At 65.0% G+C, this 23,491-nt stretch carries 27 protein-coding genes and 1 pseudogene; 20 read left to right on the forward strand and 8 right to left on the reverse strand.

The window, feature by feature from the left end; genetic code table 11:
• Positions 1-85: 85 nt before the first annotated feature.
• The gene (locus ACLMAL_RS04100) at positions 86-421 is read right to left on the reverse strand and encodes an RNA polymerase-binding protein RbpA (RefSeq protein WP_328400575.1); all 336 of its coding nucleotides are present in this window, start codon (positions 419-421) and stop codon (positions 86-88) included.
• Positions 422-658: 237 nt separating this feature from the next.
• Here ACLMAL_RS04100 and ACLMAL_RS04105 point away from each other — a divergent pair, with 237 nt between their 5' ends.
• Positions 659-985, forward strand: coding sequence for a hypothetical protein (locus ACLMAL_RS04105; RefSeq protein WP_328400577.1), 327 nt, complete (start codon positions 659-661; stop codon positions 983-985).
• Between the two features lie 148 nt (positions 986-1,133).
• Here the strand turns inward: ACLMAL_RS04105 and ACLMAL_RS04110 are convergent, their stop codons facing one another.
• Together ACLMAL_RS04110 and ACLMAL_RS04115 are read right to left on the reverse strand one after the other, a co-directional pair.
• Entirely contained in the window at positions 1,134-2,243 is a 1,110-nt protein-coding gene (locus tag ACLMAL_RS04110) for a hypothetical protein (RefSeq protein WP_411997826.1), read from the reverse strand.
• A 144-nt stretch (positions 2,244-2,387) separates the two neighbouring features.
• Positions 2,388-3,107 carry a M23 family metallopeptidase gene (locus ACLMAL_RS04115; protein WP_411997827.1) on the reverse strand — a complete coding sequence of 240 codons (720 nt, stop codon included), beginning with the start codon at positions 3,105-3,107 and terminating at the stop codon, positions 2,388-2,390.
• 183 nt (positions 3,108-3,290) lie between these two features.
• Here ACLMAL_RS04115 and ACLMAL_RS04120 point away from each other — a divergent pair, with 183 nt between their 5' ends.
• A complete protein-coding gene (locus ACLMAL_RS04120) occupies positions 3,291-3,614 on the forward strand; it encodes an ArsR/SmtB family transcription factor (RefSeq protein WP_406229880.1) in 324 nt (107 codons plus the stop codon).
• Positions 3,615-3,628: 14 nt separating this feature from the next.
• Here ACLMAL_RS04120 and ACLMAL_RS04125 read toward each other — a convergent pair whose 3' ends face one another.
• Positions 3,629-4,615: a glycosyltransferase family 9 protein gene (locus tag ACLMAL_RS04125; RefSeq protein WP_411997828.1), complete on the reverse strand. Its 987-nt coding sequence runs from the start codon at positions 4,613-4,615 to the stop codon at positions 3,629-3,631.
• Positions 4,616-4,835: 220 nt separating this feature from the next.
• On the opposite strand from ACLMAL_RS04125, the gene ACLMAL_RS04130 reads away from it, so the two are divergent.
• The 7 genes and pseudogenes from ACLMAL_RS04130 (at position 4,836) to ACLMAL_RS04160 (ending at position 9,035) form a co-directional block, all read left to right on the forward strand.
• Positions 4,836-5,249, forward strand: coding sequence for a VOC family protein (locus ACLMAL_RS04130; protein WP_411997829.1), 414 nt, complete (start codon positions 4,836-4,838; stop codon positions 5,247-5,249).
• An 83-nt stretch (positions 5,250-5,332) separates the two neighbouring features.
• The gene (locus ACLMAL_RS04135; protein ID WP_411997830.1) at positions 5,333-5,914 is read left to right on the forward strand and encodes an HdeD family acid-resistance protein; all 582 of its coding nucleotides are present in this window, start codon (positions 5,333-5,335) and stop codon (positions 5,912-5,914) included.
• Positions 5,915-6,004: 90 nt separating this feature from the next.
• Positions 6,005-6,364 carry an Rv2640c family ArsR-like transcriptional regulator gene (locus tag ACLMAL_RS04140; protein ID WP_411997904.1) on the forward strand — a complete coding sequence of 120 codons (360 nt, stop codon included), beginning with the start codon at positions 6,005-6,007 and terminating at the stop codon, positions 6,362-6,364.
• Positions 6,365-6,592: 228 nt separating this feature from the next.
• Positions 6,593-7,486 (forward strand): alpha/beta fold hydrolase, encoded by an 894-nt coding sequence (locus ACLMAL_RS04145; RefSeq protein ID WP_411997831.1) that lies wholly within the window; start codon positions 6,593-6,595, stop codon positions 7,484-7,486.
• Positions 7,487-7,769: 283 nt separating this feature from the next.
• Complete coding sequence (locus ACLMAL_RS04150) at positions 7,770-8,162, forward strand: VOC family protein (RefSeq protein WP_411997832.1); 393 nt, start codon at positions 7,770-7,772, stop codon at positions 8,160-8,162.
• Positions 8,163-8,236: 74 nt separating this feature from the next.
• Positions 8,237-8,596: pseudogene (locus ACLMAL_RS04155) on the forward strand (sigma factor); the annotation flags it as partial.
• Between the two features lie 85 nt (positions 8,597-8,681).
• Positions 8,682-9,035: a hypothetical protein gene (locus ACLMAL_RS04160; protein ID WP_411997908.1), complete on the forward strand. Its 354-nt coding sequence runs from the start codon at positions 8,682-8,684 to the stop codon at positions 9,033-9,035.
• Between the two features lie 332 nt (positions 9,036-9,367).
• Here ACLMAL_RS04160 and ACLMAL_RS04165 read toward each other — a convergent pair whose 3' ends face one another.
• On the reverse strand, positions 9,368-10,285 hold the full coding sequence (locus ACLMAL_RS04165) for a TIGR03620 family F420-dependent LLM class oxidoreductase (protein WP_411997833.1): 918 nt from the start codon (positions 10,283-10,285) through the stop codon (positions 9,368-9,370).
• 85 nt (positions 10,286-10,370) lie between these two features.
• Between ACLMAL_RS04165 and ACLMAL_RS04170 the strand changes: the two genes are divergently transcribed.
• The gene (locus ACLMAL_RS04170) at positions 10,371-10,943 is read left to right on the forward strand and encodes a TetR/AcrR family transcriptional regulator (protein ID WP_411997834.1); all 573 of its coding nucleotides are present in this window, start codon (positions 10,371-10,373) and stop codon (positions 10,941-10,943) included.
• A gap of 411 nt (positions 10,944-11,354) precedes the next feature.
• Here the strand turns inward: ACLMAL_RS04170 and ACLMAL_RS04175 are convergent, their stop codons facing one another.
• Both ACLMAL_RS04175 and ACLMAL_RS04180 read right to left on the reverse strand, forming a co-directional pair.
• Complete coding sequence (locus tag ACLMAL_RS04175) at positions 11,355-11,672, reverse strand: transposase (RefSeq protein ID WP_411997835.1); 318 nt, start codon at positions 11,670-11,672, stop codon at positions 11,355-11,357.
• A gap of 74 nt (positions 11,673-11,746) precedes the next feature.
• Entirely contained in the window at positions 11,747-12,361 is a 615-nt protein-coding gene (locus ACLMAL_RS04180; protein WP_411997836.1) for a TetR/AcrR family transcriptional regulator, read from the reverse strand.
• 97 nt (positions 12,362-12,458) lie between these two features.
• Between ACLMAL_RS04180 and ACLMAL_RS04185 the strand changes: the two genes are divergently transcribed.
• The 9 genes from ACLMAL_RS04185 to ACLMAL_RS04225 all read left to right on the forward strand — a co-directional run bounded on the left by ACLMAL_RS04185 (position 12,459) and on the right by ACLMAL_RS04225 (position 20,266).
• The gene (locus ACLMAL_RS04185) at positions 12,459-13,370 is read left to right on the forward strand and encodes a metal-dependent hydrolase (protein ID WP_411997837.1); all 912 of its coding nucleotides are present in this window, start codon (positions 12,459-12,461) and stop codon (positions 13,368-13,370) included.
• The gene (locus ACLMAL_RS04190) at positions 13,352-14,428 is read left to right on the forward strand and encodes a PDR/VanB family oxidoreductase (protein ID WP_411997838.1); all 1,077 of its coding nucleotides are present in this window, start codon (positions 13,352-13,354) and stop codon (positions 14,426-14,428) included. The genes ACLMAL_RS04185 and ACLMAL_RS04190 overlap by 19 nt, the downstream gene beginning before the upstream one ends.
• Positions 14,429-14,456: 28 nt before the next feature.
• Complete coding sequence (locus ACLMAL_RS04195; RefSeq protein WP_411997839.1) at positions 14,457-15,956, forward strand: aldehyde dehydrogenase family protein; 1,500 nt, start codon at positions 14,457-14,459, stop codon at positions 15,954-15,956.
• Between the two features lie 2 nt (positions 15,957-15,958).
• Positions 15,959-17,422 carry a flavin-containing monooxygenase gene (locus tag ACLMAL_RS04200; protein WP_411997840.1) on the forward strand — a complete coding sequence of 488 codons (1,464 nt, stop codon included), beginning with the start codon at positions 15,959-15,961 and terminating at the stop codon, positions 17,420-17,422.
• Positions 17,419-18,312 carry a short-chain dehydrogenase/reductase gene (locus ACLMAL_RS04205; protein ID WP_411997841.1) on the forward strand — a complete coding sequence of 298 codons (894 nt, stop codon included), beginning with the start codon at positions 17,419-17,421 and terminating at the stop codon, positions 18,310-18,312. The genes ACLMAL_RS04200 and ACLMAL_RS04205 overlap by 4 nt, the downstream gene beginning before the upstream one ends.
• 165 nt (positions 18,313-18,477) lie before the next feature.
• On the forward strand, positions 18,478-19,005 hold the full coding sequence (locus ACLMAL_RS04210; protein WP_411997842.1) for an alpha/beta hydrolase: 528 nt from the start codon (positions 18,478-18,480) through the stop codon (positions 19,003-19,005).
• The gene (locus tag ACLMAL_RS04215; RefSeq protein ID WP_411997843.1) at positions 18,984-19,241 is read left to right on the forward strand and encodes an alpha/beta hydrolase; all 258 of its coding nucleotides are present in this window, start codon (positions 18,984-18,986) and stop codon (positions 19,239-19,241) included. Before ACLMAL_RS04210 ends, ACLMAL_RS04215 begins: the two co-directional genes overlap by 22 nt.
• Before the next feature lie 23 nt (positions 19,242-19,264).
• Positions 19,265-19,768 (forward strand): SRPBCC family protein, encoded by a 504-nt coding sequence (locus tag ACLMAL_RS04220; protein ID WP_411997844.1) that lies wholly within the window; start codon positions 19,265-19,267, stop codon positions 19,766-19,768.
• Positions 19,769-19,804: 36 nt separating this feature from the next.
• Complete coding sequence (locus tag ACLMAL_RS04225; RefSeq protein WP_411997845.1) at positions 19,805-20,266, forward strand: hypothetical protein; 462 nt, start codon at positions 19,805-19,807, stop codon at positions 20,264-20,266.
• A 139-nt stretch (positions 20,267-20,405) separates the two neighbouring features.
• On the opposite strand, the gene ACLMAL_RS04230 is transcribed toward ACLMAL_RS04225, so the two are convergent.
• Entirely contained in the window at positions 20,406-21,473 is a 1,068-nt protein-coding gene (locus ACLMAL_RS04230) for an ADP-ribosylglycohydrolase family protein (RefSeq protein WP_411997846.1), read from the reverse strand.
• Between the two features lie 332 nt (positions 21,474-21,805).
• On the opposite strand from ACLMAL_RS04230, the gene ACLMAL_RS04235 reads away from it, so the two are divergent.
• Positions 21,806-23,455: a sulfatase-like hydrolase/transferase gene (locus ACLMAL_RS04235; RefSeq protein WP_411997847.1), complete on the forward strand. Its 1,650-nt coding sequence runs from the start codon at positions 21,806-21,808 to the stop codon at positions 23,453-23,455.
• The last annotated feature ends 36 nt before the right edge of the window (positions 23,456-23,491 follow it).

Here is a 23,491-nt window from a genome sequence, read left to right on the forward strand (position 1 = left end):
CAGCAATGTTCCGGAGACGCGAAAGGCCGCTTACCTCGAACGAATTCGAGGTAAGCGGCCTTCGTCGATGTGCAGGGCCTGCGACCTAGGCGCGCCGACGGGTCTTCAGGAGGTCGAGGCGCTCCTTGAGCAGTTCCTCGAGTTCGTCCTTGCTGCGACGCTCCAGCAGCATGTCCCAGTGGGTGCGCGGCGGCTTGACCTTCTTGGTCTCCTGGGTGGTGCCCTCCATGAGGGTGCCTTCCTGGCCGTTGCGGCACAGCCAGGTCGGGGGGATCTCGGCGTCGTCGGCGAACGGCACGTCGAATTCCTCGCCGTTGTCCGTCTTGTACCGAGCGATCCGCCGCGGAGCCAGGTCGTGGTCGCGATCGGTCTCGTAGCTCACCGCTCCGAGCCGACTGCCCCGGAGTACGCGATCTGCCATGGTGTGCCTCTCCCTAGGTGCTCGAGTCTTGTTGCGCTGCGACCGTGTCCGGACGAGCTCGCGCTCGCTGGACCTTATGTGCAACGAACGGGCCTGCGCTAATAGTTCCCGACACGGCGACGGTGAACCGTTCCATTGTAGTCGGTGCGCAGTACTGGCCGTGCCACGGCCGTGGTGTCGCCACTCCTGGGGACCTCCAGGTTCATTCAGTGGGACCGACCACTAATGTTCTGCCTCATGTCGCGCCGCTTGCTGGTGTCCTGCCTGTGGTGTGGGCGGGAGATCGTGGAATCGGAGGCCGGACGTCGCCGCCGGTACTGCCGCCAATCGTGTCGCCAACGCGCCTACGAACACCGCAACAGCTTGAAAGGGACGGGGATTCCCGACGACTCCGTTGTGCTCAGCGCACAGGAGGCGGCGGATCTGGCCGACCGCTGGTTCGCCGCGAGATGCGCCGCGGAGGACGTTGCTACCGCGATCGGTGAGGGCGCGAACACCGAGGAGCTGAAGGTTCTCAGCACGACGCTGCTCGAGCTGACCCGGGACGCCGAACGCTTGCGCTGACTCCCGGTCGGCATGGTGGAGTCGGGGTGTTGCGCGCCGAGGCCGCGTGGGCACAGTGGCGCGATTGTCTCGGGACGAATCGAGCCGAACGACTCCGCAGGCCGGGGAGTAGTTCGGCTGACGATCGGGGATCACGGTGGCGCGTGACTCAGCCGAGCGGCTGAGCACCCGGTGTGCGGAGGCGAGACTTGGCGGCGAGCGGCTGAGTGGGATCGTCTGCGCGGTCGATTTCGGTTGCGCGATTGCGCAGATAGATGACGGTGAGCAGCAGCCCCATGATTGCCGCGAGCCCACCAGTGGCGGCCAGGGTGGCGCTGTCGGGGTGGATCAGCGACTGCGCCCGCATGGCCTGCCAGGTCACGATCGACAGCATCCCGGCGTAGCCGAGGGCCAGCACGCCCATGACCTCCGCGCGCGCATGTTCGGTGCGTAGCCATGGCAGCCGGGGGGCCAGCCAGGCCAATGCGAAGGCCGCGAGGAGCAACACCTGGATACCGTGTAGCCCGACGAAGTGCGGTACCCGCAGGTCGCCGCCGATCGTGCTCCAGTGGGTGATCGGCATACCGCCCATGCCGTCGCGGGCCATGTTCGCGGAACGTGCGGCGTCGTCGAGGACGGTGTGTCCGGCGATGAGTTCCACGATGTCGCCGTTCGCATCGCGGACGCGCTGCTTACCCGTATATCCCATCTGGTAGGCGATCGCCATCCCCGCGACTGCGAGTGCCAGGCCGGCGTGAATGGCACGCGCGATCGGCCGGTCGACGATTCGCTGCCACGAAAGAATCAGCGCGATAATCAGATTCGCGAGGAACAGGCCGGGGACGCCGGACATGAATACCTGCTGGCCGATCGAGTTCACGGTGTCGGTGCTGTAGTTGTTGAAGTGGCTGAAGGTGCCGCGTGCGGCCTGCACGGCGATGAAGCCGACGTCGGCGAATCCGGTGATCGCGAACACCGTGCCCAGCCACCAGGTGGCCCGACTTCCCTTGTGCGGCAACGACAACAGCCACGCCAGCGTGAAGCCGTAGAGCATGAAGGCGAAGCCGAACTTGAAGGGTTTGAGCCAGACCGACTCGCCGAGCAAGATCCGGTCGTCGGTGATCATGCCGCCCACCGAGACCAGCATGAGCGCGGCCATCGCGGCCACCATCCACAGCAGCGGGCGGTGCAGTCGGCCTGCGGGGCGGACGCGGGTCGGGGTGCGGCGGTGCCGGGGCGCGGTATCCCTGGCTGCGGAGTCGATGTCGATCGTCGGCATGCACCGACGGTAGGAATCGGCGCCGCTCGAACACGTCCCGCTACAGCGCCATTCGCGGCTGATACCGGAGTATTAGGGGAAGAACCGGAGGCGTTCGCGAGCTCCTGATCAACTCGCGAACGCCGCTGGACTATTCGGGGCGACTCAGTCGTCGGCCGCGTGCCCGACGTCGATGCCGCGATCGGCAAGCCACGGCATCGGGTCGACCGGGCCGACGCCCGGCTGGTGCACTTCGTAGTGCAGGTGCGGGCCGGTGGAGAAGCCACGGTTGCCGACGGTGGCGATGACGTCGCCCGCGCGGACATCCTGGCCGACCTCGGCCAGGATGTCGTTCACGTGGCCGTAGACGCCGATGCTGCCGTCGTCCTGCTGGACGCGCACCCACAGGCCGAAGCCCGAGGCGGGGCCTGCCTCGATGACGGTGCCGTCGGTGACGGCCGCGATCGGGGTGCCGATCGGGTCGGCGAAGTCGAGGCCTGCGTGCAGTGCGCCCCAGCGCATGCCGAAGTTGGAGGTCAGTACGCCCAAGATCGGGCGGACGGTGTGCGGCCGGGCGGCTTCGGCGGCTTCGGCGGCTATCCGGTTCTGCTCCCAGATCACGGCCTCGGGCACTACCGGCGGCGTCGGTGCCTCGGGCGGTGTGAAGGAGATGAACTGAACGGCGTTGCGGGCTTCGGCGTCGGTCATCACAGCGGGGGACTTGCCTGCTATGAGCTGGCCTGCGGAAGTCGCATCGGCCTGATGGTGATCAGTTGCGGCCAGCACGCCGAATGCGGCGCTGACGATCGCGGTGACGGCGGCTGCTCGGGTGGCGACGCGGTATCGGCGGGTACGGCTGCTTGATAACGGAACGGTCACGGGCATGCTTCGAACGTACGGGAGCGTGATGCGGGTGCCGCAATCATGTGGTTACCGTCACAGCAACGCAAAAGCCCTGTTGATTGATCACAAGTACATAACGAAACTGCGTGGCGATCGAGCCGACCTGGTGAAATACCCCAATCGGCCGAATTGACCGATCGGATGCTAGTTGATCACACTACTTAAGTGGACACTAACGGAGTTCGTGCGCTGGAGGCGCTAGCCGACCCGACTCGCCGTGCGATCTTCGAGTCGTTGCCCACGGCGCCGTTATCCGTCGGTCAGCTGGCGACCACCGTCGGAGTGAGTAGCTCCGCGGTCTCCCAGCATCTGCGGGTGTTGCGCGAAGCGAGGCTGGTGATGGTGCGCCGCGACGGGAACCGGCGACTGTATTCCCTCGACCCGCGCGGGCTCGGCGACGCACGCGACTATCTGGAACAGTTCTGGCCGAGCGCGCTGGCCGCGTACGCGGCCGCGCTCAGCACTGCACGAGCCGAAGAGGGAATCTGACCGCAGGCGGTTGTTCAGCCCACCCTGCGGTAAGTGGCGCGGCGGCGATCGGTGCCGGTGCCCGGCCACGTGCGCTTGGTGAGCTGCTTGTCGACAGCGTTGATCACCTCGGTGACCCCGATCCGCAGCAGGCCCGGATCAGGGGTGTCGGCATCGGGGTCGCCGACCTGGCCCGCCCAGAGCACCGCATGCCTGCCGAGCAGGTGCGGGGGCGGTCCGCCCCAGCGCGGCGGGGTCGGACCGAACATCTGCACCGTCCTGGTGCCGAAGGCGGTGGCCAGATGCGCGACGCCGGTATCGCCGGAAATGACGAGCTCGGCCTCGGCGACAGTGGCAGCCAGCTCGATCAGGTTCTGTTCGCCCGCGAGCATCCGCCTGGTAGGCAGGCTTGCGCGTGCGGCGACATTCAACGCGATATCCCGTTCGGTCTCGTCGCCGGTGAGCACCACCTCGCGGCCGAGCACAAGTAGATGGCGGACGACGGCGGCGAATCGGTCCGGCGGCCAGCGCCGAGCCACAGCGCCTGCACCGATATGCACGACGACGCAGTCCCGATGGCTGGTCGTCGATACCGGCGGTACCAATCCGAGGTTGCGTCGATCGGCGACGATGCCGTCGGATTCGAGCAGATGACACCAGCGCTCGACGTCGTGCATGTCCGGCTGCCATTCCGGGCCTTCGAGGTCGGGGAAGGCGGCGTTGCGGTAGGTGAGGATGCGGCCGGGATCGGTCTTGGTGAGCGTGACGATGCTTTCGGCGCTCGGACCGTGCAGATTGACGGCGAGTTCGGGCTGCGGGCCGTCCCAGCGGAATGCGCTGAGCTCACCGGTCGGCACCATGGCGTCGACGGAGGCGATCAGGTCGACGATCGGCTTCAACCGGTGCGGCGCCGCCAAGACGATGTGGTCGTTGGGCCTCGCTCTGCGCAGCGCACGTAACGCCGGGACCGCGGTGAGCAGATCACCGAGGCCACGTGCCTGCAGCACGAGTACAACCGCCACCCTCTTCTCCTAGCCACCCGAGACTCACGAACCCGACCCGAACGCGCGCATCTGTGGTGCACACGACGAGAGTCACTTAGGGATGACTACCCGGCCTTTTCTGGCAGTAAACGTCGACGAGTCGGACGTTATTTATGCCACAGGCCCGGTATCCATGCCGCGGCCTCGGTCCGGGGACTAATCTCCCAGGTGGCGGCAACCTACTCCCAAGGAGCGTCCCATGGTCTCCCGGCTCAACCCCTACATCAGTTTCGGAGACACGGCCCAGGTGGCACTGGAGTTCTATCGAGAGGTGTTCGGCGGAACCCTGTCCGTCGACACGTTCGGCAAGTTCGGCGACAAGGACGCGCCGGGCGCGGAGCTGGTCATGCACGGCATGCTGGAGACGCCGAGCGGGTTCACGCTGATGGCCTCCGACACCCCGCCCGGCATGGAATACAAATCGGGAAGCAGCATTTCGATCAGCCTCAGCGGCGACGAAAGCGCCGAACTACACGGCTACTGGGACAAGCTGGTCGAAGGAGGCGCTGTGACGGTGCCGCTGGAGAAGCAGATGTGGGGCGACGAGTTCGGCATGTGCACGGACAAGTTCGGCGTCGCGTGGATGGTTAACATAACTCCCACCCATCAATAGGCGGATCGGGGTGGCCGCGACCACTCGGCGCGTTGTTCAGCAAATGGTCAGAAAACCGCGCCGGTAGGGCCTAGCATTTCGATATGACGACAAACAGCGTGGTAGAGGGACCGCTGCAAGCGCTTGCCCGCAGTGCGTGGCAATCAGTTCTGGTCACCGGCATCCTCTCGGTGATCCTGGGTGTCCTGATTCTGGTATGGCCGGGCAAGACGTTGTTGGTGGCGGGCATCATCTTCGGCATCTATCTGGTGGTTTCCGGTGTGCTGCAGTTGCTGGCCGCCTTCGGTGCGCCGGCGAGTGCCGGTATGCGGGTGCTCGCCTTCATCACCGGCGTTCTGTCGATCGTGATCGGCGTCTTCTGTTTCCGCGACGAGCTTACTTCGATTCTCTTGCTCGGCCTTTGGATCGGCATTGCGTGGCTGTTCCGTGGCGTGGCTTCGGCGATCGCCGCGATCTCCGAGCCGGGACTGCCGGGGCGCGGTTGGATCGGTTTCTTCGGTATGATGACCGCGATCGCGGGTATCGTGCTGATCGTCTGGCCGGTCGAGTCGGTGGCGACGCTGGCTTGGGTTGCCGGCATCTGGCTGGTGGTCCTCGGCATCATGGAGATCATCACGTCGTTCGGTGTTCGCAGGGACGCCAAGCGGCTGCAAGAGCGCCTCTGACGTAGCGAAACAATGTCCGGCCTGCGCCCGTGGTGCGGGTCGGATTCGTTTCTCGGTCGCTGGGATTTCGATATATGCCAAGATGGCGGTATACCGAAAACGTTGCCAAAGATCGATGTCTCCGCACCGATCTGCTGCGCGCCGGTGGCCGCGGCGCCCGTCGATGACCGGGCCGCGCTCGAGGTGGCCCTTCGGTTGAAGGCGTTGGCGGATCCGGTTCGGGTGAAACTGATGTCGTTGCTGCTCGCGCAGCGTGACGGCAGCATGAACACCCGTGATCTGGCGGCGGCCGTCGCGCTCGCGGAATCCACGGTCAGCCATCATCTCGGGCAATTGCGCACCGCGGGGCTGGTGGAGTCGACGCGCCAGGGGATGAGCGTGCACCATGCGGCACGCCGAGATGCGTTGTCCGCCTTGTGTTTCGTCCTCGCCCCCGAATGCTGCCGGTAACCGGCCGCGACGTGCTTGCGGCAACTGGCGTGGCCGGTGACGGCCGCCCAGTTGAGTAGATCTCGCCTGGGGCGACCCAGGAGTCCAGGGCGGACAAACGCCCCACTGGCGTGTGGGTCGGGCGGAATGGCTTACTTCGGCTGCAAACTTCGGAAGTGCGGCACGCGCGACCGATAGCGGAGCAGAATTCCGGTTGAACCCACCACTGCGGGAAGGAGACGATGCGCGATGGACAGTAGTAATGCCGGCACGCCTTCTAGACCGGCCTGGATCCCTGCTGAGCTGTACCCATTCGCAAGCCACTTCGAAGAGATCGACGGTTCGCGGGTGCACTATGTCGACGAGGGCAGCGGGCCGCCGCTGATCCTGCTGCACGGCAATCCGACGTGGTCGTTCCTCTACCGCGACGTGATCAAGGGGTTGCGGGATCAGTACCGCTGTATCGCGATCGACTATCCCGGGTTCGGACTCTCGCAGGCTTCTCCCGGGTACGGATTCACGCCCGCCGAGCATGCCCACGTGGTCGAACAGCTGGTCACACGGCTCGACTTGCGTGATGTGACACTGATGGTGCAGGACTGGGGCGGCCCGATCGGATTTGCCGTCGCAACGCGACACCCCGACCGGTTCGTTGCGTTCGTGGTCGGCAACACGTGGGCGTGGCCCAAGTCCGATCCGGGTACCCAGGCGTTTTCACGGTTCTTGGGCGGTCCGATAGGGGGCCGGCTGATCCTGCACCACAATTTCTTCGTCGAACGGATCATCCCGGCCGGTGTCCGGCGCAAGAAACTGCCCGACGCGGTGATGGACGCGTATCGTGGCCCGTTCCCGACACCGGAATCACGCCGGCCGGTGCACGTGTTCCCTCGCGAAATCCTCCGCAGCAGAGCATTTCTCGCCGAAGTCGAGCAAGGGCTGGCCGTGCTACGCGACCGTCCGGCGTTGCTGGTGTGGGGAACGAAGGACGTCGCGTTCCGTGCGCCCGAACGCCGCCGATGGGAGCAACAATTCGTGGACCATCGAACTGTCTTGCTGGATGGCGCGGGGCACTACATCCAGGAGGATGCTGCCGACGAGATCGTTGCTGCGATCATCGAGTGGCGCAATCCGGGGACGCCGTAGTATTCGCCGAAAATCGGGCTGATATGGCGTAGACGCAGGTGAAGCGGCTGAACGATCGTTTTCGACCCACACCACAGTCGTGGTATGCGGCATGAGGTGTGTCCCGTTTCGATCAGACTAAATCATGTACTGGGCCTGTACACGCGTGCCGCCGAGCCACACCGCGAGCGCCCGGTAGCCACTTCGGCGGACGGTCCAGTTACCTTCTGCCGTCGGCACTCGTCATAGGTGCGACGACCGAATACGAATGGTCGTCGCACCAACGACTGAAGTGGAGAACAGGATGCTGACAAACATCATGTACGTGACGATCTACGTCACCGATCAGGACTGCGCGCTGGGGTTCTACACCGAGGGGCTCGGTCTTGAAAAGCGGATCGACTTCCCAGGGCCCGACGGACGTTTCCTCACCGTCGGCGTTCCCGGTAGCCCGGTGCAGATCATCCTGTGGTCACATGCGGCGGCCGCGGGACAGCCCGCCGACGTGGGCCAGCACGCCGCGCCCGGTCCTCTCATCCTCGAATCCGACGATTTGCGAAAAGATTTCGAGGTCCTGCGTCAGCGTGGCGTCACCTTCGAACAGTCCGAACCCGAGGACTACCCGTTCGGGATCCGCATCGAGGCGGCGGATCCGGACGGCAACCGGATCTCGCTCCGTCAACAGCGGAAGCCGTGACCGCCCACCCGTCCAGCCTCGTGACCGAGGCGTTCGAAGCCCAGCGCGATCGGCTGCGCGCCGTCGCGTACCGCGTGCTGGGCTCGCACGCCGACGCCGAGGACGTGGTTCAGGAAGCCTGGATGCGCCTCGTCCGCCAGGACGCGGCGAACATCGGCAACCTGGCGGGTTGGCTGACCACTGTGGTCGGCCGAATCAGCCTGGACCTCCTGAGATCCCGCCAGGCCCACCCCGAATCCGCTTATGGGCAGGAGTTTTCGGCCCTCGTGGTGACGCCGGACGACGACCCTGCGCCGGACGAGCAAGTGGCGTTGGCCGATTCGGTCGGCCTCGCCCTGCTCGTGGTGCTCGATTCGCTCACCCCGAGCGAACGCCTGGCGTTCGTCGTGCACGACATGTTCGCGGTCCCATTCCACGAAATCGGCCATATTCTGGGCAAATCCGCCGACGCCACCAAGATGATCGCCAGCCGTGCCCGCCGCAAGGTCCAATCCACGGACCGGCCGGCGGGCCCCGGCCGTGAACACGGAGAGGTCGTCCAAGCCTTCCGCGCCGGCCGCCCTCGGCGGCGACTTCGAAGCGCTCCTGCGTGTCCTCGACCCGGACGTGAAGCTGACCGTCGACACCCCCGACGGCATGGTCATCACACTCGGCGCCACCGAGGTCGCCGCCGGCGCCCGCATGTTCTCCGGTGAGGTCGCCCGCCACTGTCCCGTGCTGGTCAACGGCGTCCCCGGCCACATGTCCTGGCGCCCCGACGGAACCCCCCTCTCCGTCATCGTCTTCACGGTCATCCAACGCCGGATCACCGCCATCTACATCGTCGTCGACCCCCCCAAACTCGCCTCGATCCATCTGCCGGACCCGGCCTGAGCTTGAGTTTTAAGCTGCTTGCCCGTCCTTGATGGTTTTGGCTGTTTTGGTGTGTTTCCCGGGGTCGTGTCGTAGGGCTCGCTGGGTGTTTCGGGATCCTCGTAGACGGCCCAGACCTGGTCTGGAGGGTTTCGGCGCGCTGGCCGGCAGGCGGTTGTCGGTCGGATGTTGCGAAACCCCCGCCGGATGCGGGCGGGGGTGAGCCGCCCGGGTTTGGCGGGTGATTTCTCCCAGGGACGGCGTATGTCTTCGACATTCGCATCGTCCGAACGCGATGCAGCGGGCGGCGAGTAACGAGAACGGTTCGCGAACTCCTTGACGCCGTGTGGCATTCACACGGGCACGGCGGCTACCAAGCCCGCGAGCTCGCGCCATTGCGGCATCGGCAGCTCGGCAGGGTCGGCGGTCAGCACCTGGAGGCAGACGTGGTCGGCACCGGCCGCGAGGTGCTCGCGCACTCGCTGCTCGATAGCGTCGACATCACCGTAGGCGACGATCGCGTCGACAAGACGATCGCTTGGACCGCCGACGATATCGGCGTCGCCGAAGCCCAGCCGCCGCACATTCGCCTGCTGATGCGGCGCCGCCTCGACATATCCGGCGACATGTGCCCGGGCCAGCGCCTGCGCGCGGGTTCGGTCGGTGTCCAGGACCACGGCCTGCTCGACGGCCAGGACCGCGCGCGGACCCATGATCCGGCGAGCGAGCGAGGTGTGTTCGACGGGCACGAAATACGGATGCGCGCCCCAGGTGCGTTCGGCGGCCAGTTCGAGCATCTTCGGTCCGAGAGCGGCGAGCACCCGGCGCGGCGCGGGGTCGGGAACGGGACCGTGCCGTGGTACGGCGTCCATCGCATCGAGATAGTCACGCATCACCGCCAGTGGCCGGTTCCCGATCGCGGGCATCGGGTAGCCGTCGAACACGCCGGTTTGCCCACCGACCCGGTGGCCGCCGAGTCCGAGCAGGAATCGGCCGGGAAACGCGTCGCCGAGCGTGCGTTCCGCGGTCGCCATCGCGATCGGATCACGGAAGGCGATATTGGCGATCCCCGCGGCGACCACGACGCGCTCGGTCGCGGTGAGCAGCAGCCACGCCTGCCCCATCGCTTCCCGGCCGAACGCCTCGCCGAACCACAGTGTGCCGTAACCGAGTTCCTCGAGTTCGGCCGCCGCCTCGCGGACTCGCCCGGCGGGCTGGCTCTCGAACGCGAACGTCCAGATCCCGACGCTGCCCAGTTCTCGTTCCGTCATCACTTCTCCCAGACTTTTCCGGAGAGGTTCTCCGATTTACTCGAGGTGCGATACGGAGAACTTCTCCGGATGGCAAGGGGCGGGCATGCGAGCCGACGCACAGCGCAACTACGAGCGCGTGCTGAGCGCCGCCGCCGAGACATTCGCCGAGGAGGGACCGGACGCCTCACTCAACGAGATCGCCCGTCGCGCGAATGTCGGACCGGGCACGCTCTACCGGCACTTCCCCAACCGGCAGGCACTGTTGGCCGCCGTACTCCGCGAGCGCATCGAAGCACTGCGCGCGCGGGCGGAGGAACTGATGTCGACCACCGACCCGGACGATGCACTCCGCGAATGGTTGCGAGCCTTCCTGACCCACGCACGGACCGACCACGGCCTGGGTGGCGCCGCACTGACCGAGCCGGTCGACCTGGGTTTCGACTGTCATGCCGCGATTCACGAAGCCGCCCATGCGGTCCTGTCCCACGCCCAGCGCGTGGGCAGCGTGCGCACCGATGCCCACGCAGGCGACGTCATCCAACTCATCGTGGGCATCGCCTTGACCACCCCCCGGCACAGCCCCGACCCCGATCGGCCCGAACGCCTCCTCGGCCTCGTCTTGGACGCGCTCTACGAGAAACACCCTTCGCTGCACCTCCGCGCCGCGCGGCCATAGTTTGACTTCTAACCTGCACAGCGGAGAAGCCAGGGCGTCCATGACGACCGTCACTCGTGCCAGGCCGGAATCGAGCCGGGGGTCGAGGAGTAAATCCGCCCGATCCGGCGATAAGGTTGTTGCTTGATCGTTGAGCGGGAGGTCTGCACCCGGTTGATCTTGAAGGCAGCCCTTGGTTGATGATTCTTCTTGCGAGAGAAGACAATCAACACAAGGGCCGCGGGTGATAAGTGTGCAGGATGGCGTGCCGATCGGTGTGCTCGGGGAGTTGTCCGGGTTCCGGCAGGCGTTCTGCGACTGCCTGACCGGGCGTGCGGATGCGTTGTTCGAGTTGACCGACGCCGTGCTGTGCGCGGATGGCCCGGTCGGGTCGCTGGTCGAGCTGTCGCTGGTCGCTGAGCAACGACGCGGCTACGGCGGTCTTTTCAGCAGTTCACGAGCCCGTTTCAGGATCGCCACCTCCTGCTCTAGTTCCCGGATCCGCCGTTTGGCCGCCGACAGTTCGACCTGCTCGGCGCGGGTTGCGCCGGATAGCTGGCCGGTGTCGATCAGTTCCTGCTTGCGCCAGACGTAGATCGTCTGGTCACTGATGCCCAGATCGGCGGCCACCTGCGCGACCGGGCGACCGGCAGCGACCAGATCCAAGGACCTTGCGGCGGAACTCTCCGGGATAGCGCCTTGGCGCGAACGGGTCTCCTTCGACGGTGTCGTGACCAAGAAGTCAACCAAACCGACTCCACGAAACCCGGGGAACATCAGAGTCTCCAATCGGTCCAGGACGGTCGCCGCAGTAGAGCAATCTGTCAGCCGGTGATGATCGGCACCAGATACGTTCGCGCGAATACCCCAAGGGCATCTTCGGATTCGAGCGCGACCGTTGTGTGCGGCTGCAGGATGAACGAGTGAACAACGCGGCAAACGATCTCCGCACGGGTATCCAGGTCGGCGGCATCGGGTAGCAGCCCGTTTCGAACAGCGCTCCGCAGTGTGGCGGCGGTTGCAGCCACCGACATCGTGAACACGGGCGCACCATCGGTGGTGAGTTGAGGGAGCACGCGGTCCGGTTCCAGTGCCAGCATCCGGTTGGCCAGCGGGTGTGTGCGCCACCGGGTGATCACCGTGACGAAGATGTCGGCGACGAGGGTATGGACGTCGTTGGTGCGCACAGCTATCGCGTCGAGTTCGGCCAGCACCGACTCTACTTCGCGGGTCATGACCGCCCGCACCACATCGTCACGGGTGCCGATCCGCCGATAGACGGTGACCCGATCGACGTCGGCCTGTCGTGCGATGTCCTCGATCGTCGTCTTCTTGACGCCCACCTTTGCGAACTGGATGAGAGCGGCATCCAGGATGCGAGACTCCACCGAATCATCGATCTCGGGCTTGTTTGTCGAGGTCGCAGCTGTGGAGATCACGCCTCGAGAATAGCAAGGAATAGACTTCGTGCAACATGCACCGGCGATCTGTTGCTGCGACATTGCAATGGCAAATGTTGCAATGTACAGTCGGTGCATGGCTGAGACTTCCGGTGCAGCGGAGCACCACTACAGCGATGAAGCGCATGCGATCAATGCTCGGGACGTCCACTTCGACTTCGACTCGGTGCCGATGCACTACATCCCGGGTGAGGTGCTGGCCACGCACATCGTCAATGTCATGCACCTTGTGCTGCCCGAGGGTGAGCGAGCGATGGCTAACTGCCTGGCCGAAGCATTGCCGCTGATCCGGGACGAGCGGCTACGCGAAGAGGTTGCGGGATTCATCGGCCAGGAGTCGATGCACGCGAGCAGTCACGAAGGTGCCCGCCGCCACCTGCAATCAATCGGTCTCGACGTCGAATCGTATGTACGAAAGATTGCGTGGCTGGTCGACCGGATCCTCGGTGGCCACGGACTGACCGGCCGAGCGAAGGACGCCTGGCTCAAAGAGCGTCTCGGCCTGTTCGCCGGTATGGAGCACTACACCGCCGTGCTGGGCGAGTGGCTCCTCGAGGCCGACATCCTCGAGGAAAAGGGTATGCATCCGACGATGCTGGATTTGGTCCGCTGGCACGGTGCCGAAGAGGTCGAACACCGCAGTGTCGTTTATGACGCCTACATGTACGTCGACGGCAGCTATGCGCGGAAGGCGCGCACCGCAGTCCTCGCCAGTGCGACCCTGCTACCACTGTTCATCGTCTCAACGGCGCACCTGTACCGGAAGGACCCAGAGCCGAACACGGGGCGGCTGTGGCCGCTGCAGTTCGTGAATGCCACGGTCCGCGGTGTTATCCCGAGCTTCACGGTGTTCTTCACCGAGCTGCCGCGTTATCTGCGCCCGGGCTTCCATCCGTCGCAGCTCGGCCCGATGGACACCGCGCTGCGTTACCTCGCCCGATCTCCCGCTGCGCGAGCAGCGGGCCGCCGATGGGAACCGACACGGTGACACCGGAATTCACGCCGCCCGCGACCCTGCGTGTCCTCGGCGCGGTGATGGATGCGTATCTGCGGGCTTTCGTTGTCGGGTCCACCGCATCTCTGTTGTCGCGGTCGAACCCGGTGCGTCGCACCGGGTTCGAACTGGATCTTGTCGTTGAGGACGTTCGCATCGAGGCCGAGGATGTGGTGAGTCTGACCTTGACCGCATCGAATGGTGGGCCGCTACCTACATGGAAGCCGGGATCGCATCTCGATGTGTTCCTGCCCTCCGGACGCCAACGCCACTACTCGCTCTGCGGCAACCCCAACGACCGTTTCCGCTACCGGATTGCCGTTCGGCGCATTGCGGACGGTGGCGGCGGATCGCGTGAGGTTCACGATGCGTTGTGCCCGGGCGACGCCGTCCGAGTGCGCGGGCCGCGCAATGCGTTCACGTTCATCGACGCGCCGTCGTATTTCTTTGTGGCCGGCGGTATCGGGATCACGCCGATCCTGCCGATGGTCAAGGCGGCCGACGCTGCCGGTGCTCGCTGGAAGATGGTGTATCTCGGCCGATCCCGCGAGACGATGCCATTCCTCGGCGAGCTGGAGCGGCTGCGGGGCGGCGAGCTCGACATTCGGCCCGACAGCGAGTTCGGCATCCCGAATGCCGCTGAACTGCTCACGCGGGCGGAGGCCGGCGCCGCGGTGTACGTCTGCGGTCCGCCGCCCGTGTTGGCGGCCGCACAACAGACGATGTTCACTGTCAATCCGACAGGTTCGCTACACACGGAACGTTTCTCGGCTCTCCCGGTCGTGGACGGCAAGGAATTCGACGTCGAGCTGGCGCGCACCGGTGCGACTGTTCATGTGGGTGCCGAGGAGACCGCACTCGCCGCGATCAGGCGCGAGGTTCCCGGAGTCGTCTACTCCTGCCAGCAAGGGTTCTGCGGCACATGCAAGGTCGCGGTGCTCGCCGGCGACGTGGATCACCGCGACCGAACGCTCACCGACGGTGAGCGCGACACCCACATGCTCAGCTGCGTATCGCGCGCGGTGGGCGATCGACTCGTCCTCGACCTCTGATCGCGGCGCAGAAAGGGCAACGACGTCCATGACGGCAACAATCAAAACGGGTGCGAGCCAAGCTCTTTCCACCTTCGAGGTCCACGACCCCGCTACCGGGCATTCGGTGGGTAGCTACCCTGTGCATGCTGCCGCTGACGTCGACGCGACCGTCGCGACGGCTCACGATGCCGCCGCGTGGTGGGCTGCGCTCGGCTGCACCGAGCGCCGTCGACGCTTGGATGCGTGGCGGGCCGAGATCACCCGCGGACGAGCAGAATTGGCCGAGATCATCCACACCGAGATGGGCAAGCCCGTTTCGGATGCGAAGCTCGAGATCGCGATGGCGCTCGAACACCTGAAGTGGGCCGCCGCCCATGCCGAGAAGGTGCTCGGCCGCCGCTCGGTGTCGCCGGGGCTGCTGGCGATCAACCAGGAGGCGACTGTCGAGTATCGGCCGTTCGGTGTCGTCGGTGTGATCGGCCCGTGGAACTACCCGGTGTTCACACCGATGGGATCGTTGTCGTTCGCGCTTGCGGCCGGAAATGCGGTGGTGTTCAAGCCGAGTGAGTACGCCACCGGCACCGGCATATGGCTGGCAAACGCATTCAACGCTGTTGTGCCGGAACATCCGGTGCTGTCGGTGGTTACCGGTCTCGCCGAGACCGGCGCGGCATTGTGTCGCAGTGCCGTTGGCAAGATCGGCTTCACCGGCTCGACAGCCACCGGCAATCGGGTCATGGCGGCGTGTGCAGAGAACCTCACGCCGGTGCTGATGGAATGCGGTGGCAAGGACGCTTTGATCGTCGACGCCGACGCTGATCTGGACGCTGCGGCCGACGCGGCAGTATGGGGCGGACTGTCGAATGCCGGGCAGACCTGTCTGGCCGTAGAACGCATCTATGTCCACACGGATGTCCATGCCGAGTTCGTGGCGAAGCTGGTCGCGGCCGCGAGCGGAATCACCGCGGGCGGTGGCGATTCGAAGATCGGCCCGATCACCATGCCGAAGCAGATAGCGGTGATCCGCAGGCATATCGAAGACGCGATATCGCGTGGCGCCACCGCGTTGCTGGGCGGGCCCGAAGCGATCGATGGGCAGTTCGTGCAACCAACGATCTTGGTCGATGTTCCAGAGGATTCGTCGGCTGTCACCGAGGAAACGTTCGGTCCCACATTGACCGTCGCGAAGGTGCGCGACATGGACGAGGCGGTCGAGCGCGTCAACGCCGGCGAATACGGTCTCGGCGCTACCGTATTCGCTCGGCGCAACGGCAGGCAGATCGCCGATCGCATCCGATCCGGTGGCACGTCGATCAATGCCTTTGTCGCGCACGCGACCATTCCGACACTGCCCCTCGGCGGAGTCGGTAGCTCCGGGTTCGGTCGCGTGCACGGACCCGACGGACTCAAGGAATTCACCTACGCAAAAGCCACGATGCGCCAACGGTTCCCGTCACCGCTCGTGTTTACCACGTTCACTCGTAGCGCCGCGGTCGACACCGTCGTCGACCGACTCGTTTCGGTGCTACATGGAAGGACCCGTTGACCATGGCTACCGACACTGAACACCGGCACATTGCGATCGTCGGGGCCGGTTTCGCCGGCATCGGTCTGGCGATAAAGCTTCGCGAAGCCGGGTTCGACGATCTCGTGATACTGGAACGTGCCGATGACCTCGGCGGCACCTGGCAGGCGAACACCTATCCGGGCTGCGCGTGCGACGTTCCATCGCACTTGTACAGCTACTCCTTCGCCCCGAATCCGGAATGGTCGCGCACCTACGGCCGGCAGGAAGAGATCCTGGAGTACATCCGATCGGTGGCGGTGACTCACGATGTGGTGGGCCACATCCGCTACAGCGCGGAAATGCTCGATGCCCGGTGGGACGATGCGGAATCGCTATGGCGCGTCAGCACCGTGACCGGAGATTTCACCGCGGACTTCGTGATCTCCGCGACCGGCGTTTTCAGCGAGGCGAAATACCCATCGTTGCGCGGGTTGGAGACCTTCCAGGGCAAGGCATTTCATTCGTTGCACTGGGATCATGAGCATGATCTGACGGGGGAGCGGGTCGCGGTAATAGGCACCGGCGCCTCGGCCGTGCAATTCGTCCCGGAGATCCAGCCCAAGGTCGGCGCGCTGACCCTGTTCCAGCGATCGGCGCCGTGGATCGTGCCGCGAATGGACCGCAGGACGCTCGGACTGGAGCGGCAGCTGCTGCGCCGAGTGCCACTGGCAGGCAAAGCGATTCGGGGTAGCTTCTACACATTGATCGAAGGGTTCGGCTTGATCGGGTTCGTGGACAAACGGTTCCGTCACCCGTACGAGCTGCTCGGCAAGTGGCAGCTGCGCCGTCAGGTCCGCGATCCGCACCTGCGTAAGGCGCTTACTCCGGACTACATGATCGGCTGTAAACGCGCGATCTTCTCCGACGCGTATCTGCCCGCTCTCGATCGAGACAATGTCGAGGTCATCACGGACGGCATCGCCGAGGTGCGCGCACACTCGATCGTGACACGCGGCGGCGTCGAGATTCCGGTCGACACGATCATCTATGGCACCGGATTCGAGCCTGTCTCCGAGGCTTTCGGGCGATTCACCGGGCGCGGCGGCGTCACCATCGCCGAACTGTACGAGAAGCGTCCGCAAAGTTATCTCGGCAGTGCCCTGTCAGGATTCCCGAACTTCTTCTTCACTCTGGGGCCCTTCGGGGCGGCCGGAAACCAATCCGCGATCTACATGATCGAGTCACAGATCGCCTACATCGTGGACGCATTGAAGACGATGCGGGCCGAGGGCGCACGCCGCGTGGAGGTACGGCCGGAAGCGCAGGAGGCGTTCCTCGACGAGATGCAGGAACGAAGCCGCTCGACGGTGTGGCTCACCGGCGGATGCCACAGCTACTACCAGACACCGGACGGACACAATGCCGGCCTCTACCCAAACTGGAGTTTCGAATACCGAAGTCGTACAAGCCGATTCGACGCCAGCTCCTATGAAGTGAGTGCATGATGGACATAGGACAGCTCAACCCGCTGCGCTGGATCGATAGCACCTCATATGAGGTGCGCGGCAAGACGGTGCTGATTACGGGAGCCGGGCAGGGAATCGGCCTGGAACTGGCGAAGATCCTGTACGCCCGCGGGGCTTCGGTCGCGCTGGTGGACATCGACGAAGGCGCCGCCCGCATCGCGGCGGAAGCACTCGGAGATCGCGCCTGTGCGATCGCTGCGGACGTCGCGGATCGTGAGTCGACGGACAAGGCGATCGCGCAGGCAGTGGCCAGGTTCGGCCGCCTCGACGTCGTAGTCGCGAACGCGGGTGTGGTCCCGCGTCCGGCGACGTTGCGAACCATGGACGGCAGCGATTTCGACCGCGTCATCGGCATCAATCTCACCGGGGTGTTCAATACGGTTCATCCGGCCCTCGACCACGTGATCGCCGCGAAAGGTCATGTGGTGGTGGTCTCGTCGGCGGCTGCCTTCGCGCCCGGTATGGGCGGTGCGCCGTACATGATCAGCAAGGCGGGCGTCGAGCAACTCGGCCGCGCGCTCCGGGTCGAACTAGCCGCAGTCGGTGCTACGGCCGGCGTCGCCTACTTCGGCGTTGTGGAGACGGCCATGACACACGACACCCTCGATCGCGACGACCTGGGCCGCGCGCTCGGCGACATGCTGCCATGGCCGCTCAACGTGCGAATCACCGCGGCCGAGGCCGCCGAGACGATTGCCGACGGCATCGGTCGGCGAGCCGCGCGGACCATCGCCCCTAGCGGCTGGGAGCCGTACGCCCTCTTGCGCGGAGCGGTAAACGTGGTGCTGGACAACCGACTCGCCCGCGACGCCGGAGTGCAGGCGCTGGTCCGCAAGGTCGAACAGCGCAACGGCCGGCCTGCATCATGACCATCGTCCGAGGATCGGTGCGCTCCCGGATTTCTCCTCAGCTGGCGGGTGTGACAGTTCGTCCCGCCACCAGTATGGCTCCGGTCAATCGGCACGGCATTCGGATAGCACGGCCATGCAATGCAGGTGCTGTGCCCGCCATTGCGCGGAACGCACATAGAACCGGTGTGGGAGGCAGCAGTGCACGGCGAGTGGGTGCAGGGGCCCAAGGCAACCCGCACCGACGCGGTGGTCTTCTACATCCACGGCGGCGGGTTCTTTGCAGGCTCGCCCCGAACCCACCGCGGAGTGACCTCGCGACTGTCCACCGCCACCCGGCTGCTGGTATTCAGCGTGAGCTACCGGCTGGCACCGGAGCACCGGTTCCCAGCAGCCCCGGACGACGTGGCAAACGGGTATCGGTGGTTGATCGATCAGGGGTACGCGCCGGACCGGATAGTCATCGCAGGTGATTCAGCGGGCGGCTTCCTGGCGATGGATCTCGTCATCGAGAACGCCCGTATCGACGCGCCCCAGCCTGCGGCAGTCGTGTTGATTTCGCCGATGAATGATCTGAGTTTCGCAACCGCACAAGCACACGAGCGAACCCGGCGAGACGCGTTCGTGTCGGTGGCGCGGGCCGCGCCCTCGTCGATCTATACACCGACGGTTCTGCCGATCCGCGCCTGGAATTGCGTCCGACGCGTGGATTGATGTTGCCGCCGATACTGATCCAGGTAGGTGACGCCGAGTTCCTGACAGTGGACTCGATCGAACTCGCCGACCGGCTCGACCGAGCGGGTGCGCGATGCGGGTTGCAGGTGTGGCCGGATCAGATGCACGTCTTCCATGCCTTGGCGGCCCTGATCCCCGAGTCGCGCTCGGCATACCGCGCCGCCGCTCTGTTCATCGCTACCAATCTCGACCGCGTCACCACCATCGCGGTCTGAGCACCCCGAGAAGGACGACAGCCATGGCATGCAAGTACGCCCTCGACGAATCCGACGACACGTTTCTCGCTACGGCCGGCCGCCGCTACGTACACGTCATCGATCTCCCGGCCCCTCCGGGGAGGGTATGGGAAGCATTGTGCGCCGACGATGCCCTCGTGTCGTGGTCATCGATGATCACCCGAATGGAATGGACCTCGCCACGGCCCTTCGGAGTGGGCACCACGCGCGTGGTGACACTGGCAGGCGCGGTCCGGCTCGAGGAACGGTTCTACCGCTGGAATGTCGACGAGCGCATGACATTCACCGTCGACGCGGCATCCGTCCCGGGCCTACGCCGCTTCGGCGAGGACATCGCCCTCGAAAAGAGGACTGGCGGTACGAGATTGACGTGGACGTTCGCGTTGGAAGGCGAGGCGGGCGTCCAGCCGTTGTTGTGGCTTCTCGACCCGGCCAATCGCATCGTCACCTCGGGTATCGCGCGTGGCATCGGCCGCCGCGTCCGGGACAGCAGTGCTACGGCATGACCGAGTTTGCGCCGGTGGCGAAACATCGACCAGCTCATGATCACCGTTCTGGAGATCGTTGTGCTCGACGCGCTTGGTGCGCTGCTATCGGCGCTAGCGACCGCCCAGACGTCCACACCAGACCTGATTCGGCACGGGGTCGACGCATTCACCGACTATTTGATGATCGATCCGCGACGAGGCCGGATCATGTTCATCGAATCGCAGGTTTCGCCGGTGCTGGCGACCCGAGCAATAGCACTGATCGAGCAATTCGTCGTGCCGATCGTCCGATCGATCGGTGTGCGCAATGTCGCGGCGACCGAACACGACGCGGTCGACGTCAGTCTCAACGCCGTGGCACTCTTCGGCGCACTGGCCTTTCTCTATCGGCGAGGAGTCGCTGAGGGACCCGCGGTCGATCGAGAACGATTCGCCGAGCATGCCGCTCAGGTCATCGAGCCGATAGCGCGGGCCCGCTCATCCAGGATCGGAAGCGCCGCGGCCCGAGATCGTTGAGGTCGAGGGCTCGCGCCTTTTTCGCTGCTGATCGACCAAATGGCGCCTCGGTCACCGCCATGGACGTGGTCAGCGGTCGGGAGTTCGGAGGTTACCAACGGGCCGTTCGCAACCCCGCGTAGACGTCACGGGCGGCCTGTCACAGGCCTTCGTCGAACGGGTATCGGGCATGGAGTGCGGACCGGTCGCCGAGTCCATAGTTCATGACGAGGTCATCGGCGACCTGGACCAGCACATCTCGCCCCTCGACCGCAGATACCCAATCCATCGGCAGCCCGGAGACGCCATAGATGGCGCCGATCAGGTTGCCGGCGACCGCGCCGGTGGAATCGGAGTCACCCGAGTGGTTCACCGACAACAGCAGTGCTGCGCGCACATCGGTCGTCTTGGCCGCGTGTAGAGCGCAAAACGCAGCGATGGCCAGGCACTCCTCGGCGATCCACCCCGCGCCTACCTGCTCGAGGAGTTCGGCCGTGGCTGCATACTCGGACAACTCGACGGCGCGTGTCAGTGCCGCCGCTGTTTCCGCTGCTGCGGGTATCTCCGTGAGCTGGGTGACCGTCTGCTGCACGGCAATTGGCAGTTCGATACCGCTCACCACGCGATCGATCAGTGCCGCGAACGCACCAGCCGCCAGATATCCCGTGGGATGCCCGTGGGTCAACTGCGCAGCGCCCGCGGCCGTGGCGAACGCACGATCAGGCCCCATGCCGGCCAGTCCGAACGGCGCGGAGCGCATCACTGTGCCGCATCCTTTCGACCCCGGATTCACCGGACCGGGTTCACCGAACGGGTGCGGCGCGAGATATCCCCGTTCCTGCTGACCCAGCCCGGACATGCACGCATTCCCCGGCGCACGCACCGCATACAGAAACGGCAGACCGGCCAGCCAGCCATCGATATCCGATGCTGGTCCCTCCTGCCGCTGGGTCTGTAGCCAGCGTAGATACGCCCGGCGCAGCGCGGGCACGGGATCGACACCGGGCACCGACCGCAACAACCCCTCCGCGGTGAACAGGGTCATCTGGGTGTCATCGGTGATCTGCTGCGGCGTGCCCTCGGCATACTGCGGTAGAAATCCCGTCACACCGTCAGGGCCATACCGCTCGCGAATCTGCTGGAGCTGCAGGAATTCGATGGGCCATCCGAGTGCGTCACCAACCGCCCCGCCTAGCAGGGAGCCCCGAACCCGGTCGAAGACCGTCATGTAATCCACCACGAGACACCATCATTACGCATCTATTCCGCACAGGTCCTTCCGCCTTGCCCGCTACGCGGCGACGCGCCCCAACGATGAACACGCACACACCCCGGACGATCGCTCCGTTCGGTGACCTTCGCTGCGCGACTGCACTGGGAATCCATGCAGCCTGCCTCCCGAATCCACGAGTACATCGACGTTATAGTGCCGATTGCGGTCGAGTCCGGCGTACCAGGTGAGGCTCCCCGGATCCGTAGTGACGCTTTCGCTGGGTTCCGACTGCTCGATCGGATCCCAGGTAGTCGACATGTGCAACATTCCGTGAACGGAGTAGAAGCGTGACGATCAGCAGGCGTGGTTTCTTTGCCCGCGGTGCCGCGGCCGCAACGGCTGCCACCGCGGCGTCGGGCGCGACGGGGGCCGGTAAAGCCCGCGCCGATGTCGACCCTGATAGGCCGAACATCCTCATTGTGCTCGTAGACGAGATGCGTGCGCCGATGTGGTTCCCCGACCAAGAAGCGTTGGACGGGATACTGCCGCATATCGCTCGAATCCGCAGAGGCGCTGTGTCATTCGAGCAGCATTACACCGCGGCCAACGACTGCACACCGTCGCGTGGAGTCCTGCTGACCGGCTTGTACTCTCATCAGACCGGTTGCATGATGACCTCACAGTCGACGTTGTCACCGTTGTTCCCCACTTGGGGCTCGATGATCCGCGAACACGGATACGAGACGACGTGGTGGGGGAAGTGGCATCTCGGCCACGATTCGGACACGATTCCGGGATCGCTGGCGAATTATGGATTCATGGGCGGCACCTATCCGTCGCCCAACGGTGCGCCCGGACAGGGCTTGCAGATGGACCCGGTCATCGTCGACCAATTCATCGGATGGCTCGATGCGGAAGCAGGTCGAGCGCCGTGGTGCTGCACGGTGTCGTTGGTCAATCCGCACGACATCCAATGGTGGCCTCGATGGACCCAACGCCTCCAAGCGCAGCTCGACATTCCACGCTGGATGAACGACCTGCCCGCGAACTACGAAAGCCTCGAGCAGCTGGCTCAGAAGCCTCGCCTACAGCTTGCATTGGTGGAAGCCTCGGCCGTCGCGTTCGGGTGGGCTCCCTACGGAACTCCCGGTGCCGAGCAGCAGTGGATCGACATGCGCAACTTCTATCTGTGGCTGCAACAGCAGGTCGATATCCAGATCGGCCGAGTGCTCGACGCGCTGTACGAGCGCCCGGATGTCGCCGCCAACACCGTCATCGTCTTCACCTCCGACCACGGGGACTACGCGGGCTCGCACGGGCTGCACGGTAAAGGCGGCGCCGCCTACGACGAGGCGATCAGGGTACCGCTGTATGTGCACGATCCCCGCGGTCTACTCAGCCCCAAGTCTTCGACCAGTACCCGTGAACAGCTCACCTCCAGCGCCGATATCACCCCACTGCTGCTGACGATCGCCTCGGGCGGGAGCTCATGGCGCGGGGACGCGAGGTACGCACACCTCGCCGATCGCCTCGACATCGCTGCCCTGTGCCGCGATAGGAGCAAACCGGGGCGGCCCTGGATCGTGCACGCCACCGACGAACCCACCATCGAAGAGGCGGCCGTGCTCTTCAACCAGAATGCACCTGCACACGTTGCAGCGGTGCGCACCGCCGACGCGAAATACGTGTCCTATTCACACTTCATCAACGGACGAATAGAAGTAGACCCAGCTCAGCAACAAGAATTCGAGCTCTATGACTACGCGGCGGCGGGCGGGAACCTCGAACTCGACAACCAAGCCGCACGTAACGGTGATCTGCGCGCCCAGATGGAACCGCTACTGCAACAAGCCATTGCGGAACTGAACCAGCCGCTTCCAGGCCACCTGCGCCAAGCCCAGGAGCAGGGCTGGGCGGATTATCTGGCACAGGAACACAATATTCTCGCAATTGCGCAACATGTGCTCGGCGAATTGCAAAACGCCCTGCCCAAGTAGTCTTGGGCCGGATCGTCATGGCTTGATCATGCCGTT

It is taken from the genome of Nocardia sp. CWNU-33 (genome assembly GCF_046764895.1).
In the GTDB taxonomy this organism is placed as follows: Bacteria; Actinomycetota; Actinomycetes; order Mycobacteriales; family Mycobacteriaceae; genus Nocardia.